Genomic DNA, 15,110 nt, shown 5'->3' on the forward strand with positions numbered 1-15,110 from the left:
ACAACCGCAATCGGGGCCGCGAAAAAGACGCCTGAATTGCCATTTTTTCCTGTTTTGGCGCGGTGTACATGGTATAGATTTTGAATATAAACGCGGATGTTTCCGCTATAAAAGTAACAGGCAGGATCAATGGTCAATCAGGTCGTTTTGAACCACGAAACCCATGGCGATTTGCGCGTCGCCACCCATCCGTCGTCGCGCTTTGGCGACAATATCGGCATGGTCGGCATCATCCTGCGCGAATATCAGAGGCTGGTGGCGCACTACCCGATTTTCTTTCGCAAGAACGCCGAAAATGGTCGCTTCGAACCGGGTGCTCTGCTCGGTTTCAGCGGTACAGAGAATCTGTATCTGGTCGATGAGCGCTGGGACGCTGCCTATGTGCCGCTGCATGTTCAGCGTCAGCCGTTCCTGATTGCGCCGGTGGGCGAAGGCCATGCCGTCACCATTGATATCGACAGTCCGCGGGTGTCGAAAGACAGCGGAGAGGCGCTTTTCGCCGAAGGCGGGCGGGCCACGGGCTACCTGCAAAAGGTGACCTCCGCGCTGAAGGAACTGGCGGAAGGCACGGGCGCCGCCTATGCTTATGGCGCCAAGCTTGCCGAGTTTGAACTGATCGAATCCGTGCGTCTGGATGTCCAGTTTGTCGATCATTCCGAGGTGAAACTGGAGGGGCTTTACACCATAAATGCCGATAAATTGCAGGCCTTGCCGGGCGACAAACTGATCGAATTGCGCGACCTTGGCTTCCTGCAACTGGCCTATTTTCAACTGGCCTCCTTGAGCCATGTGGCGGGGCTGGTGGCGCGTAAAAACCGCCGGATCAGTGGGTTGAAATGATGGAGAAAATAACATGCTCCGTTGTCGTCGTGGGCGGAGGCACGGCCGGATGGCTGACGGCAGGCCTGATCGCCGCGCGCCATAAAGGCCATGTGAAGGTCACGCTGATCGAATCGCCGAATGTGAAAATCATCGGGGTCGGCGAAGGCACGTGGCCGACTATCCGCACCACGTTGAAGCGCATCGGCGTGTCGGAAACGGACTTCCTGCGCGCCTGCGACGGCACCTTCAAACAAGGGTCGAAATTCATCGACTGGACGACTGGGAATGATACCTATTACCACCCCTTCATGCTGCCGAAGGCCTATGACGCCATCAATCTGGCGCCCTACTGGCAGGCCGAGCCGCAAGGTTTGAGCTTCGCCGATGCTGTCTGTTATCAACCGGCCGTCTGCGCGCAAAACCTGGCGCCGAAACAGATCACCACGCCGGAATATCAGGCGGTCACCAACTACGCCTATCATCTCGACGCCGGTAAATTTGCCGGCTTTCTGTGCGATCATTGTATTGAAAAGCTTGATGTTTCTCACATTTTGGCCGACGTGACCCAGGTGGAAACGGACGCCGACGGCTATATCACGCAGCTTCAGGCGGCCGGCCGCGAGCCGGTGCCGGGCGACCTGTTCATCGATTGCACCGGCTTCCTGTCATTGCTGATCGGCAAGCATTACGGCGTGCCGTTCAACAGCGTTGCCGACCGGCTGTTCATCGATACGGCGCTGGCGGTGCAGGTGCCCTATGCTGACGAAAACGCGCCTATCGCCTCAGTGACCAAATCGATCGCCCAACGCGCCGGCTGGATCTGGGATGTCGGTTTGACGACCCGCCGCGGCCTCGGCCATGTCTATTCCAGCCGTTTCACGAGCGATGACGAGGGCCTGGCAGATCTGAAAACCTATCTCGGCCTGCAAGGCGAGGCGCTGACCCGCGATGATGTCCGCAAGATACCGATTAATTCCGGTTACCGGGAAATGACATGGGTGAAAAACTGCGCAGCGGTCGGTCTGGCGTCGGGTTTTGTCGAGCCGCTGGAGGCCTCCTCCATCGTCATGGCCGAACTGTCGGCGCAGATGATCGCCGATCAATTGCCGGTCAATCGCAGCGCTATGGCCGTTGTGGCCAGGCGATTCAATGAAACCATCCGCTACCGCTGGGAACGGATCGTCGATTTCCTCAAGCTGCATTATGTGCTGAGTACGCGCAATGAACCCTTTTGGGCCGCCAACCGCGATCCGCAAACAATTCCTGAAAGCCTGAAGGATTTATTGACCCTATGGCAGAGCCATTTTCCGTGGCATGACGATTTGGATCGCCGCGACGAACTCTTCCCGACGGCCAGTTTTCAATATGTCTATTTCGGCATGGACGGCCGGACCGATCCGGGGCCTTTCCCGGTGACGCCGGACTGGCCAGCGGCGCAGGGGCATTTCCGTGATGTGGCGCGGGCGCGCCAGGCGGTCACCGGCCAGTTGCCCGATACACGCGAATTGCTGAAAAAAATCAGTCAGTTCGGGTTCCAGAAGGTCTAAGTCGCGCCAGGTCTTTCGGGGTGTCGATATCGGCGAGGATAAAAGCGCCGGCCTCGACGTGGCGCACCCTGTAGCGCCCGGATCGAACGAGATCACGGGCGCCGTGGTCGCCGGAAAGCCGGCGCAGGTCATCAAAACAGGTGGAAGCAAACAGGACCGGATGGCCGTTTTGTCCGTTGTGAACGGGCACGACGATATCATGGCCGGGCAGGGCGACGGCCATTTTACGGTAAAGATCAGGGACCACCAGCGGCATGTCGGCCAGCACGATAAAGACGCCTTCGCAGGGTTTCAGCACCGCGATTCCCAAAGCCAGCGAACGCCCCATGCCGTCTTCAGGACGTGGATTGACGATATGCGCCACGCCTTCCAGAGGGGCGCGCGAAACCACCAGAACTTGGCCAAGCTCGAGGGCGGCAAGGCCATCGAGCACATGGCGAAGCACGGGTTTGCCGTCAAATTCCGCATATAGCTTGTCGTCGTCGCCGAAGCGCCGCGAAGTGCCCGCTGCCAGCACCACCGCCGAAACGCGCTTCATGTCGCTACCTTTCGACGCCATTGTTCGACCACCTGCGCCATGATCGACAGGGCGATTTCCGGTGGTGATCCGGCCGAGATATCGAGTCCGATCGGACCGTGAATACGCTTGAGCGCGTCCGCTGCCATGCCGGCGTCTTTCAAGGCTTCAAGGCGTTGAGCATGAGCCTTGCGGCTGCCCAGCGCGCCGATGAAGAAGCAATCGCTGTTCAACGCCTTCAGCAGAACCGGCGGCTCATAGGTATGGTCGTGGAAAACCGTCGCCACGGCGCAGTAGCGGTCGAGCGTAATGTCAAAATCATCCGGTGATGTGAGGTGATGGCCATTCAGTCTCAAAGCCAGGCCCTCATCCGGCGACCAGATATCGAGCTCGATTTCCAGCGCCGACGCCAGTTGCGCCAGCGCCTCCGCGATCGGTCCTTGCCCGACCACAATCAGCCGGCAGGCCGGTAGATAACGCCGTGTATAAATGGGTTCGCCCGGCGCGGAAATGACCAGTGATGCCGGTTGGCGGGCTTCCCGGCTGGCGATGATCCTTCCGATTTCGGCATCGCTGATCCGGACGTCGAAAAAGACCTTCAGGCCCGATCCGCACGGCAGGGTGATGTCCTTGAAGCGGGAGCCTTCGCCATAAAGTTCGGTGCGGTTTTCGCCCAGGCGCATGGCCTCCAGCGCATCGAGCGCCAGTGCACCCTCGGCGCAGCCGCCGGTGATCAGTCCGCAGGCCTCACCAGTGTCGCAGACGGCGAGCTGGCTGCCGACCGGGCGAGGCGACTGGCCGGTCGTGCTGATCAGGGTGAGCAGGGCGGTCTTGCGGCCGGCCTTGCGCCAGTCCATCAGCGCCGGCAGCACGAAATCGCGGTAGACGGGCGGTGGCAGGATCAAGCGGCCACCGGTTTGGCCGCCAGGGTTTCCGGCAGGATCGGCAGCTTGCGCAGGCGCACACCACAGGCGGTGTAAATCGCATTGGCCACTGCCGGGATAACCGGCGGCAAGGCGGGTTCGCCAAGGCCGGTCGGCGGGAAATCGCTCTGCACGAAATGGACGTCGATCTTCGGCGCTTTCGGCATCCGCATCATCGGGATGTCGTGGAAATTGCTCTGGACGGCGCGGCCCTTTTCAAAGGTGACTTCGGCCTCCATCGAGCCGATGCCATCCATGACCGACCCTTCGACCTGATTTAAGGCCCCGGTCGGGTTGATGATATGCGCGCCGACATCGCCGACCGCCCAGACCTGCAAAACACGCCACTGGCCATCATCCGCCACGCGGACATGCGCCACCTCGGCGAAATAACCGCGATGGCTGAAATAGGTCGCCACCCCCATGCCTTCGCCTTTCGGCAGCCTGGCCTTGCCCCAGTTCGAGCGCTCGGCGACGGTTTGCAGCACGGTCCGCATCCGCGCCGGATTGTAATTGGCCTTGTCATTCAGGTGGGCGTCGAGTTGCGCCAGCCGGAAAGCCACCGGGTCCTGGCCCGCCGCATGGGCGATTTCGTCCCAGAAGCTTTCATGCACAAAGGCCAGCGCATTGGAGGCTGGCGCACGCAGATAGCCGGTCGGGATAGTGGTCTCGATCAGCGATTGTTCCAGACGGAAATTGGGCGTCACCAGCGGGGCAAAGGCGTTGCCGTCGATACCGGCGCCCTGGGCCACCTTGCCGTCGCGGCTGAAAGTGACGCTATGACAGGCATAGGCGGTCAGCTTGCCCGCCGCATCGACACCAGCGCGTAAGGCATGATAGCAGCCGGGGCGGAAGAAGTCGTGGGCGATATCGTCCTCGCGCGACCACACCAGTTTTACCGGTTTGCCGGCCTTCCGGGCGATGGCGGCGACCTCGGCCATATAGTCGTTTTCCAGCCGCCGCCCGAAGCCGCCGCCCGCCCGCCGCATATGGACGGTGACGGTTTCCGGCGCCACGCCAAGCGTCTTGCCGACCAGTTCCTTGCCGCTGTTCGGCACCTGGGTCGGCGCCCAGATTTCGACGCCTGAGTCGGTGACGCGGGCCGTGCAGTTCTGCGGCTCCATCGGCACGTGCGCCAGGAACGGGACTTGGTAAAAGGCGTCGATGGTTTTCGCGGCACTTTTCAACGCCGCATCGGTATCGCCACTCTGTTGCCTGATCTCGCCCGCGCTTTTGACCAGCGCCTTCGCCTGTTCGAGATAGACGGCGCTGTCGTGTGACGCACCCACGGCGTCGTCCCATACCGGTTCCAGCGCCGTGCGGGCGTTTTGCGCGTACCACCAGCTTTTGGCGAGAATGGCGATGCCGTCCTGCAGGCCGTGCCAGTCCGTGCCTTTCAGGATGAAGACATCTGTCACCCCCGGCATGGCTTTCGCCGCCGTCAGATCGCACGATTGCAGCCGCGCGCCATAGACCGGCGATTTAACGTAAACGGCGTAGAGCATCCCCGGCAGGGTCATGTCGATGCCGAAGATCGGCTCGCCTTTTACGATTTTCGGACTGTCATAACCGTTTTGCGACTGGCCGATCAGCTTGAAATCCTTCGGGTCTTTCAGCTTGAGGCTTTCCGCTGCCGGTGGCGTCAGTTTCGCCGCCTCGGCCGCCAGTTCGCCATAGGTGAAGGTCTTCCCGCTGGTGTGGATCACCTGGCCTTTGGCGGTGGTGAAGGCGTCATGCGGCGCGGACAGTTTCTGCGCCGCCGCCTCGATCAGCAGCCAGCGCGCGGCCGCGCCGACCTGGCGCATCGGCTCCCAGTTCATCGTCGTGGTCATGCTGCCGCCGGCGAATTGCGCGCCGTAGCGCGCTTCATCCGAAGGTGCGGTTTCAATGCGGACCTGCGGCCAGTCGGCGTCCAGTTCCTCGGCGATCAGGATGGGAAGCATGGTTTTCGCGCCCTGGCCGATTTCCGGATTTTTGGCCATGATCGTGATCAGGCCGTCCGGCGTGATGCTGACATAGTCGGTCAGTGCCTGCGTACCTTCGGCTCTGGCAAAGCCGAAACCCAGCAGAAGGCCGCCGCCGATACCGGCGCCCGCCTGGAGGAAAAGTCTGCGTGTCGTATCCATCTCAGGCGCTCCTCAGGTCATCAACGGGTTGACCGGAAGCGGATTTTATGGCGGCGCGGATGCGTTTGTAGGTGGCGCAGCGGCAGAGATTGCCCTCCATCGCTTCATCGATCGCGGCGTCATCCGGTTTCGGCGTTTTGGCCAGCAGGGCGGCGGCGGTCATGATCTGGCCGGCCTGGCAGTAGCCGCACTGCATGACGTCCAGCTCCAGCCACGCGGTTTGCAGCGCCTGGCCTTCGCGGGTGTCGCCTATGCCTTCGATGGTGGTGATCTTCGCGCCGTCGAGCGAGCCGATCGCCGTCACGCAGGCGCGGGTCGCTTCGCCATCAATGTGCACCGTACAGGCGCCGCATTGCGCCACGCCGCAGCCGAACTTCGTGCCCTTGAGGTCGAGTTCATCGCGCAAGGCCCACAGCAGCGGCATGTCCTCCGGCGCATCGACCTCGTGCGGTTTTCCATTGATGGTCAGGGTGATCATGCGGTTTCTCCCGTTTGTCGCGCTGAGAGTAAGCCCTTGGGCGCAAATCGCGCAAGCGGATTGATGCGGATGGGTCACTTCCGGTCACGAAGCGGTCTCCCGCAGGGATAGACCTTGAAAAGATATATAAAACCAGATCATATAAACCCAGATCCTACAAACAAAGCTGGCGCGATGGCGCCCAATAACAAAATAGCGAAAACAGTCGAGATGAACCACACTGACAAGCCTTCCCAAAGCGGAACAGCCCGCGAAGTCCTGATTGTCGGCGGCGGCGCGGCGGGCTGGATGACGGCGGCTTATCTGGCCAAGCATCTGGGCACTTTTGATAATGGCGGCCCAAAGATTACGCTGCTGGAATCGCCTGAAATCGGCATTATCGGCGTCGGCGAAGGCACCTTCCCGACCATCCGCAATATCCTGCGTTCGCTCGGTATCGACGAGGCCGAGTTCATGCGCGGCAGCCACGCCACATTCAAGCAGGGCATCCGCTTCGATGACTGGGAAGTGACGCCGGTGCGCGATGAAAACGGCGAACTGAAACACAGCCATTATTTCCATCCGTTCGAGGCGCCCTACTGGTCGCGTGAAGAACTGAACCTGTTGCCCTACTGGCTGATGCAGGACAAGGACAGCCGCCCGCCTTTCGCCCAAGCGGTCACTTTCCAGAAAAAAATCGCCGATGCCGGTTTGTCGCCGAAGGGCCTCCACCAGGGTAATTTCCAGGGGCCGCTGAACTACGCCTATCATTTCGACGCCCACCGTTTCGCCGGCGTCCTGGCGAAATTCGCCAAGGGCCTGGGTGTCCGCCATCTGTCGGGCAACCTGACGGAAACGGTGCTCGATGCGGATGGCGCCATCGATCATATCGCCACGGCTGAGCATGGCGACCTGACGGCGGATCTCTATGTCGATTGCACGGGTTTTCGCGCCGAACTGATCGGCAAGGCGATGAACTCGACGTTCAAGCCGATCCGGGACGTTCTGTTCGCCGACCGGGCGATGACGGCCCAGGTGCCTTACGCCCAGCCTGACAGCAAGCTGGAAAGCTATACGATTGCCAGCGCCCATGAAGCCGGCTGGACATGGGACATCTCGCTCAGCGACCGGCGCGGCATCGGCTATGTCTATTCATCGGATTACACCACGGACGAACGTGCCGAAGAGGTCTTGCGCGAATATATCGGCCGGATCAGTGATGCCGAAATTACCCCACGCCGTATCAGCTTCACCGCCGGTTACCGTCAACAGCAGTGGGTGAAAAATTGCGTCGCCGTGGGCCTGTCGGCCGGCTTCCTGGAGCCGCTGGAATCGACCGGCATGGTGCTGATCGAATCCGCCGTCAACAAGATCGTCGAATTCTTTCCGTACAGCGGCCCGGCCGATTTGTCGGCGCCTATTTTCAACGATCTGATGACCCGGCGTTACGATACCATCATCGGCTTCATCAAGCTGCACTATTGCCTGGGCAAGCGCCAGGAACCGTTCTGGGTCGATAACCGCAGGCCGGAGACGATCCCTGAGCATCTGCGCGACCTGCTTGATCTGTGGAAATATCGCCCGCCGTCGCGCTTCGATTTCGTGCTGGATCACGAGAGCTTCGCCTTTTTCAGCTACCAGTATATTCTCTACGGCATGAATTTCGAAACGGACTACGAGGCGGCGCGCGGCTCCCTGCAATCGACCAAACTCGCTGATCAGCTTTTTGCCCGCATCGTCTCGTTCGGTGAACAGGCTTCGAAGGACCTGATGCCGCACCGCAGCCTGGTGGATGCGGTCTATAAGGATGGCTTCGTCGAGCGCCAGCCGCCGGGCAAGACGCTGCTGACGCGGAAGGCCTAACCTTCGCGCTTCGCCGTGGTTTCGCGCACGATCAGTTCATGCGAAATGATGTGACGGACCTGGCGGTCACTGGCGGTGACCGTATCGCCGGCGGCGTCGAAAATCTCGATGCTGCGGCGGGCCATTTCGAGATAGGGCTGGCGCACGGTGCTGAGCGCCGGCCACACTGCCGAGGAAATCGGCGCGTCGTCAAAGCCGATAATGGCGATGTCTTCCGGAATGCGCAGGCCGCGCTTGTGCGCTACCGAACTGGTCGCGGCGGCCATTTCATCGTTACAGGCGAAGATGGCGGTGGGACGGTCGGGCAGGGCCAGCAGGCGTTCGGCGGCTTCAAAGCCCGACTTGAACGAGAAATATCCCGATTCCATGTAGGCCGCCGGCGGACGCGGTATCCCTGCGGCGTCATAGGCTTCGTAAAAGCCGTTGCGGCGCAGGATCGAGGCGGCGTGATCCGGATGGCCGCCGATATGGGCAATTTTGGTGTGGCCGAGGCTGAACAGATATTCGACCACATCGCGGGCCGCCAGCCGGTCATCCATAGCGACCGAGGCATAGTGGCTGTCGGGCGTTGATGGCGAGATCAGCACGCAATTTATATTTCTGCTTTTCAGGAAGCTTTTCAGCGGCCCGAAATCGCAAAGGGTGGGCAGCAGGAGCATGTCCTTGATGCCGGCGTCGGTGATGAAGCGGTCGAGATAGGCCTGCCAGTCCGGCATCCCCTGCTCGTAAAGTTCGACGGCCAGATATTTGCGCGATTCCATGCAGGCGGCCAGCATGGCGTGATGGAAACGGCCCTGATAACCGCTGGTCGGGTCTTCGAGCAGCAGGCCAATGGAGGTCTTGCCGCCCATGCGGAGGGATCGCGCCTGGGCATTGGGGCGGTAATCGAGCTGGGCCATGACCGCCAGCACCTTTTCGCGTGTGCTGGCCTTGACGGCCTTGTCTTCATTGACCACGCGTGAAACGGTTTTTGCCGAAACGCCCGCCAGTTCGGCGACATCGTAGATGGTTGACATAATTACGTAAAAACCCCGATTTCGCAGAAGTTTAGACCGCTGTTACCGTTAACGCAAGCGGGCTAACCTTTAGGATGTGCTGCCGCATAGGCGCTGAGCAGGCGCTCGGTATCGACCTGGGTGTATTTCTGCGTTGTGGAGAGCGACACATGGCCGAGCAGTTCCTGGATCGAACGCAGATCCGCGCCGGAGCCGAGCAAGTGGGTGGCGAACGAGTGGCGCAGGGCGTGCGGCGTGGCGCGATCGGACAGGCCCAGGCGCGAGCGCAGGTGCTGGATACTGGCCTGGACATGGCGCGCAGACAGTTCGCCGCCGCGTTTGGCGCGGAAGAGTTTATCTTCCGGCTGGAGGGGAAAAGGCTGCTGCCGGCGATAGGCCTCGATGGTATCATGCACCGCCGCCAGTACCGGCAGGGCGCGCATCTTGTTGCCCTTGCCGATAATGCGCAAAGTGTCGCCGAGTGGCGTATCCTTCACCCGCAGAGACAGGGCCTCGGAAATCCGCAGACCGAGACCATAGAGCAGCATATAGACGGCCTCGTCACGGGCGTTTTCCCAGTCGTCCTTATCGGAATCCATATGAGTTTCGTTGAGCAGGCCCTGCATCTGGTCGATATTGAGCGGGCGGGGCAGGGTGGTTTTCAGGCGCGGCCCGCGCATCAGCGCCACCTGAACATTCGGCCGGTCGAAATGCAGATCGAGGAAGCTGTGAAACGATTTGATGGCGGAAAGGTGCTGGGCCAGCGAGCGCGCCGACAGCGGATTATCCTTGCCGCGCAGATACGCCATCCAGCTTCGGATGTCGCCGGAAGAGACCGCCACCACATCCTCAAGCGTCAGATCGCCGGATATCGAACGGCCGAGATGATCGAGATAATAGCGCAGGGCGTGGGCGTAGGCCTCCAGCGTGCGCGGCGAGCAGCGCTTCTGGTCCTTGAGCCAGCTTATCCAGGCGATTTGGGCGTCGGAAAGGGAAATCGTCAAAGAAAATGCTCCCCTGCGCCGGGGCGGCTTCCCTCCCCGTCCTTACGGAGGGGTAGGAGGGGTGAGAGGGCTTTCTCCATGCCGGACCTCAGGGTGGCGCCAAACCTTAAAGGCGCGTCGGAGAAGGAAGCCTCATAGGCGCAGGGGAGCATCCTTGAATTGTCAATATAGTCACGCATGTGGACAATTTTAAGGTCAAACCGTGAGGATTTCTTTACCTGGCAGCAGGATCACGCCGAGTTGACACATGTTTGGTCGTCAAAAACCGAAGCCGGAAAGGCTCGTCCACGGCTGTCAGAAGACCAAACGTGCATCCTCAACCATATAGGCCGGCGGGGTTACGCCGAAGGTGCGCAAAAGGGCGGGCGCAAAAGCACGGGTCGAAATATGCTCACGCACCGGTGTTTTGCCGGCGACGGTTTTGGGATCATAGACGGCCATGAAGCCTTCGGGAATATGATGGGCCGAGCAGGCGACATTATCTTCATGCCGGAAGAATCCAATGCCGGCCTCTTCCGGGCTGACGCCTGCATTCCCGCGCAGTATTTGCCCGGACGGTTCTTCGCCTTCCCAGTAAAAATAGAGATGGAAGGATTTGCCGTCGCGCAGATCATAGGAGAAGGGCGCGATCTCACGTTCGTTGTGAACGCCGCGCACGCCCATGAACTCGACCGTTTTCATGCGTTCCATGAATTCGCCGGCCTTTTCGGGCTTAAGGCTTATGCTGATGCACGGCACCATGGCGTGTCCGGCTTCCCAGTCGGACCTTTCCATGCCCATGAAATCCATGAAGCGGCCGACATCGGTAACGGTGGTGAAGCCGCGCGTTTCCCCGCTCGAATTGACCGCCGCCTGCCCGAGGCTGGAGGCCAGCACCAGAACGCCGTCTTCCATCTGTTCGACATGGCGCATCAGGCTGGCGACCATCTGGTCGAAGATGTTCATGGCCTGAAAAATCTCGTCACGATACTTGCCGCGCCACGATTCGCTCATCGGGTTTTCCGGTTCGTAATCGTCGACAAAATGCGCCGCCCAATAGCGGTGCATGGCTGCCGCCACATGGTTTGTGTAGAAGGTGGCAAACTGGGGCTGCGTCGTCTTCAGAAGTTTCTGAAAGAAGTCGAGGCCGATGACGGGTTGCAGATTGCGCCGGCGAATTTTGCGGTGACTGGAAATACGTTCGCCGGCAAGCTGGGAGATCACCTGCATGGTCGTGGCCAGAGACAGGCCGTTGTTGAAGGCGCTGCCGGCGAAATCCCTGGCGGCCTTTGCCGGAATGCCGGTATCCACATTCCGGCCCGAACGCCGGGTCATGGCCAGATTAAAACGTTGAAACGGCAGCAATGACGCCGGATGCGCATAGGCCTCGGCGGCAAAATAATCAGGCACATAGAAACTATAGTTTTCGGCGTCTTCCGGCACAGCCGAAGAATGCAGCGAGCCGAACACGCCGACACTGATATTTGCCTGCCGTAAAAGCCGCCAGACCGGCGGATAATGCCGGTCGGCCCATTCCAGGCTCTGGCCAAGGTGCAATATGCCGTGCGCCTTGTCGATCACGCCGCGATGCAGGGTGGGCCAACTGATCCACGGGTCGAGTTCGATTTCGTCTTCGCAGCGGCTGACATAGGTGCGAGACGATCCGACGAGTTTCGCCAGGGCTGAATTTGGCTGACGCGCGACATAATCGTCTATAAGGCGCGGCGGGATCTCATTGGCTTCTAAAAGGATGATGTTTTTCAAGGTCCGCCCACTCCGAAGACGCTTATGGCTTGCATCCGGTTCTATAATGCACAGGATACGCATTTTTACCGGAACGATACGTTATTGTCCCGCCGGGGAGCATAAAGCAAGATTTAGGCCAGCACCGGCCAGCGGTCAGCCACCCGCTCGATCACGCGGGCGACGAAGGCCACAAGCTCTGCGCCCATCTCCGGCGAGAAACCGTCGAAATCACTGGAGCCGAACGCCACAAGACCCGGACGGCCTTCGCGCCACAAGGCGATGCGCAGCACGGCGGCCGATTTGATGCGCTTGACATCCTCATCGAACAGCACGCGGCAAACCCCCTCCGGGCCGAGCAGGCTCAGGCCGGTCTCGCCAATAATGTAATCGACGCCGCCGTAATCGAGCGTTTTCCAGCCGAGCGGCACCGGCGCCGTGTCTTCCAGGGCGATGGTGGCGGCGACCAGGCCAAAGCGGTGACGCACCTCTTCGTTGAGCCGGCGGGCGAGATCAGAATGATTGCGCGATTCCATCAGGCTGAGGGCCAGGCCGTGGGTCTGGCTCTGGGCGTCGAAATTGGCACGGGCCGTCATTTCCAACTGACGGCGGACGTCGAAATCCTTGAGCGCGCGGGCTTCGAGACGCGACAGCGCCGCCGGTCCGAAATCGATCAGGTGCTTCGTCTTGCTTTGCAGGCCAAGCGCTTCCAGCAGGGCGGCATCGCGCCGGATGTCATCGGCGTGTTCGATCAGGTGGCGGCGCATGGCCTGCCAGCCGTCGAGATCTGGAAAAGTTATGTTGCCTTCGGTGCTCATAGCCAGCACCATAATGTGGCTTTTCGCGTCTGTGAAGCGGTTTCCGCTTCCGGCTATGACAAAGCAGGGGATTTCGTGTTAGAGGCTAAAACCATGAGTCCGGCTGCCTCCGATTTGTTTGAATCCCGCGAAAAAGTAACCTTAATCGCCAAGATCGTTGTGCTCGCGCCGATGGCGGAGGCGCTTGATTACGCCGTGCCGTCAGGCATGACGCTGAGGGCCGGCGAACATGTCATCGTGCCGCTCGGTCATGCCAAGGTGCGCGGCCTGGTGATCGGGTTCGAGACACCGGAAGCGGACGAAGACCTGTCGCGCCTTAAGGCGGTGGCGGCAAAGCTCGATGATCCGATCGTGCCGGAAGCCAGCCTTAACTTCTGGCTGTGGGCCGCCGGCTGGACCCTGACCCCGCCGGGCGTCTTCCTCAATGGCTGTATTCGCGCGCTGAAGATTCCGCGTGCCGCCCCAAAGCAGGGCTATGTGCTGACCGGCGAGCCACCGGCCCGGATGACCAAGGCCCGACAAGCGGTACTCGATACGGCCCTGGTGCCGATGGGGCTTGGCGAACTGGCCATGGCGGCGGGTGTCTCGACCGGCGTGGTTTCGGCACTGGAAAAGGAAGGCGTCCTGCAAAAGGTCGATCTGGCGCGTGAAGAAGTCTATCCGCAACCCAATCCCGATTTCGCGCCGGCCCGCCTCAATGACTCCCAATCGGCGGCGCACCAGTTGCTGCAGATGGAGCAGGACAAGCATGCCTTCGCGCCGGTTCTGCTCGATGGCGTCACCGGCTCCGGCAAGACGGAAGTCTATCTCGAATCCGTCGCCGACCTGCTGCGCACTGATCCAACAGCGCAGGTGCTGATACTGCTGCCGGAAATCGCGCTGACCCAGGCTGTGCTCGGCCGGCTTGAGGCGCGCTTTGGCGCCCTTGTGGCGCAATGGCACGCCAATATCTCCAATGGCAATCGCCGCCGCATCTGGGAAGGCGTAGCAAAAGGCCATGTGCGGCTGGTTGTGGGCGCGCGCTCGGCGCTGTTCCTGCCGTTCCAGCGGCTGGGTTTGATCGTGGTTGATGAAGAGCATGACGGCTCCTACAAGCAGGAAGAGGGGGCGCGTTACCATGCCCGCGACCTGGCGGTTTTCCGCGCCCGGCTGGATGGCGCTATGGTCGTCCTGGCCTCGGCCACGCCGTCGCTGGAAACCCTGACCAATGCCGAAAAGGGCCGCTACGCCTGGATCAGGCTGGAACAGCGCCACGGCACGGCAGTCCTGCCGGATATTTCGCTGATCGATATGAAGGCGCATTCGCCTGAAAAAGGCCAGAACGGCGAAACCCGCTGGCTGTCCGATACCCTGGTCGGTGAGATCATTGCCACGCTGTCCCGCCGCGAACAGGTGCTGTTGTTCCTCAACCGCCGGGGCTATGCGCCGCTGGTGCTGTGCAAGGCGTGCGGCGAGAAGATGACCTCGCCCAATACCGATTCCTGGCTGGTCGAACACCGCGCTTCGGGGCGATTGGTCTGCCATCTGACCGGTTTTTCGATGCGCAAGCCGAAGACCTGCCCGCATTGCGGCGCGCAGGATAGTTTGATTTCGGTCGGGCCGGGGGTCGAGCGTATCCTGGAAGAGGTGCAGAGCCGTTTCCCCGAAGCACGGGCGGAGATATTTTCCTCCGACACCACGCCGGATGCAGCCAGTTCCGCCTCGCTGATCAAGCGCATCGAGGATAACGAGATCGATATCGTCATCGCCACGCAGGCCGCCGCCAAGGGACACAACTTCCCCAATCTGACGCTTGTCGGCATTGTCGATGCCGATCTGGGCCTGAAAGGCGGTGATCTGCGCGCCGCCGAGCGGACGTTTCAGCTATTGGCGCAGGCCACCGGCCGGGCGGGCCGCAAGCTGAAGCCCGGCAAGGCCGTGCTCCAGACCTATACACCGGAGCATCCGGTGATGCAGGCGCTCCAGCATCAGGACCGCGACGCCTTTTATGCCTATGAATCGATGTCACGCGAGGTGGCGAAATTCCCACCGTTCGGCCGGCTGGCGGCGCTGATCCTGTCGGCCAAGGATCAGAATTTGCTGAATAAGTTTTCGCGCGAACTGGCCCTGTTCATTCCCAATACCGAGGGGGTCGATGTTTACGGCCCGGCCGATGCGCCCTTGGCCCTGGTCCGCGGTCAATGGCGCAAGCGCTTCCTGGTGCGGGCGGACCGCAACCGTGATTTGCAGGCCTTCGTCAGTCACTGGCTGGCGGCGATCAAACGCCCCAACGCCATCCGGTTGGTCGTCGATATCGACCCCTATAGTTTTCTGTAA

General features: G+C 60.8%; 12 protein-coding genes. 4 read left to right on the forward strand and 8 right to left on the reverse strand.

The annotated features are described in order from the left end of the window. The first annotated feature begins 129 nt into the window (after positions 1-129). Complete coding sequence (locus VL130_RS05450; protein WP_325361720.1) at positions 130-840, forward strand: SapC family protein; 711 nt, start codon at positions 130-132, stop codon at positions 838-840. After that, complete coding sequence (locus VL130_RS05455) at positions 840-2,369, forward strand: tryptophan halogenase family protein (RefSeq protein WP_325361721.1); 1,530 nt, start codon at positions 840-842, stop codon at positions 2,367-2,369. The genes VL130_RS05450 and VL130_RS05455 overlap by 1 nt, the downstream gene beginning before the upstream one ends. Here the strand turns inward: VL130_RS05455 and VL130_RS05460 are convergent. From VL130_RS05460 to VL130_RS05475, 4 genes are read right to left on the reverse strand one after another with little or no spacing between them, the layout of a single operon-like run. Then, the gene (locus VL130_RS05460; RefSeq protein WP_325361722.1) at positions 2,341-2,928 is read right to left on the reverse strand and encodes a nucleotidyltransferase family protein; all 588 of its coding nucleotides are present in this window, start codon (positions 2,926-2,928) and stop codon (positions 2,341-2,343) included. The genes VL130_RS05455 and VL130_RS05460 overlap by 29 nt on opposite strands. Then, a complete protein-coding gene (locus VL130_RS05465; RefSeq protein WP_325361723.1) occupies positions 2,904-3,791 on the reverse strand; it encodes an XdhC family protein in 888 nt (295 codons plus the stop codon). The genes VL130_RS05460 and VL130_RS05465 overlap by 25 nt, the downstream gene beginning before the upstream one ends. Next, a complete protein-coding gene (locus VL130_RS05470) occupies positions 3,788-5,935 on the reverse strand; it encodes a xanthine dehydrogenase family protein molybdopterin-binding subunit (RefSeq protein WP_325361724.1) in 2,148 nt (715 codons plus the stop codon). Before VL130_RS05470 ends, VL130_RS05465 begins: the two co-directional genes overlap by 4 nt. 1 nt (position 5,936) lies before the next feature. Then, positions 5,937-6,413 carry a (2Fe-2S)-binding protein gene (locus tag VL130_RS05475; protein ID WP_325361725.1) on the reverse strand — a complete coding sequence of 159 codons (477 nt, stop codon included), beginning with the start codon at positions 6,411-6,413 and terminating at the stop codon, positions 5,937-5,939. Positions 6,414-6,623: 210 nt separating this feature from the next. On the opposite strand from VL130_RS05475, the gene VL130_RS05480 reads away from it, so the two are divergent. After that, positions 6,624-8,255, forward strand: a complete 1,632-nt coding sequence (locus VL130_RS05480; RefSeq protein WP_325361726.1) for a tryptophan halogenase family protein — start codon at positions 6,624-6,626, stop codon at positions 8,253-8,255. On the opposite strand, the gene VL130_RS05485 is transcribed toward VL130_RS05480, so the two are convergent. The 4 genes from VL130_RS05485 to VL130_RS05500 form a co-directional block, all read right to left on the reverse strand. Continuing rightward, positions 8,252-9,271: a LacI family DNA-binding transcriptional regulator gene (locus tag VL130_RS05485; RefSeq protein ID WP_325361728.1), complete on the reverse strand. Its 1,020-nt coding sequence runs from the start codon at positions 9,269-9,271 to the stop codon at positions 8,252-8,254. The genes VL130_RS05480 and VL130_RS05485 overlap by 4 nt on opposite strands. A 62-nt stretch (positions 9,272-9,333) precedes the next feature. Further along, positions 9,334-10,248 (reverse strand): tyrosine recombinase XerC, encoded by a 915-nt coding sequence (locus VL130_RS05490; protein WP_325362375.1) that lies wholly within the window; start codon positions 10,246-10,248, stop codon positions 9,334-9,336. A gap of 300 nt (positions 10,249-10,548) precedes the next feature. Next, positions 10,549-11,997 carry a hypothetical protein gene (locus VL130_RS05495; protein ID WP_325361729.1) on the reverse strand — a complete coding sequence of 483 codons (1,449 nt, stop codon included), beginning with the start codon at positions 11,995-11,997 and terminating at the stop codon, positions 10,549-10,551. 113 nt (positions 11,998-12,110) lie between these two features. Continuing rightward, positions 12,111-12,794, reverse strand: coding sequence for a DUF484 family protein (locus tag VL130_RS05500; protein ID WP_325361730.1), 684 nt, complete (start codon positions 12,792-12,794; stop codon positions 12,111-12,113). A 93-nt stretch (positions 12,795-12,887) separates the two neighbouring features. Here VL130_RS05500 and VL130_RS05505 point away from each other — a divergent pair, with 93 nt between their 5' ends. Further along, entirely contained in the window at positions 12,888-15,110 is a 2,223-nt protein-coding gene (locus VL130_RS05505; protein ID WP_325361731.1) for a primosomal protein N', read from the forward strand.

It is taken from the genome of Asticcacaulis sp. (genome assembly GCF_035497195.1).
GTDB lineage: Bacteria > Pseudomonadota > Alphaproteobacteria > Caulobacterales > Caulobacteraceae > Asticcacaulis.

What these genes read in the sequence shown, in the direction of transcription:
- VL130_RS05480 (WP_325361726.1), top strand. Translation starts at nt 6,624, where the DNA reads ATGAACCACACTGACAAGCCTTCCCAAAGCGGAACAGCCCGCGAAGTC.
- VL130_RS05470 (WP_325361724.1), bottom strand. Translation starts at nt 5,935, where the DNA reads ATGGATACGACACGCAGACTTTTCCTCCAGGCGGGCGCCGGTATCGGC.
- VL130_RS05500 (WP_325361730.1), bottom strand. Translation starts at nt 12,794, where the DNA reads ATGAGCACCGAAGGCAACATAACTTTTCCAGATCTCGACGGCTGGCAG.
- VL130_RS05455 (WP_325361721.1), top strand. Translation starts at nt 840, where the DNA reads ATGGAGAAAATAACATGCTCCGTTGTCGTCGTGGGCGGAGGCACGGCC.
- VL130_RS05450 (WP_325361720.1), top strand. Translation starts at nt 130, where the DNA reads ATGGTCAATCAGGTCGTTTTGAACCACGAAACCCATGGCGATTTGCGC.
- VL130_RS05475 (WP_325361725.1), bottom strand. Translation starts at nt 6,413, where the DNA reads ATGATCACCCTGACCATCAATGGAAAACCGCACGAGGTCGATGCGCCG.
- VL130_RS05485 (WP_325361728.1), bottom strand. Translation starts at nt 9,271, where the DNA reads ATGTCAACCATCTACGATGTCGCCGAACTGGCGGGCGTTTCGGCAAAA.
- VL130_RS05460 (WP_325361722.1), bottom strand. Translation starts at nt 2,928, where the DNA reads ATGGCGTCGAAAGGTAGCGACATGAAGCGCGTTTCGGCGGTGGTGCTG.
- VL130_RS05505 (WP_325361731.1), top strand. Translation starts at nt 12,888, where the DNA reads ATGAGTCCGGCTGCCTCCGATTTGTTTGAATCCCGCGAAAAAGTAACC.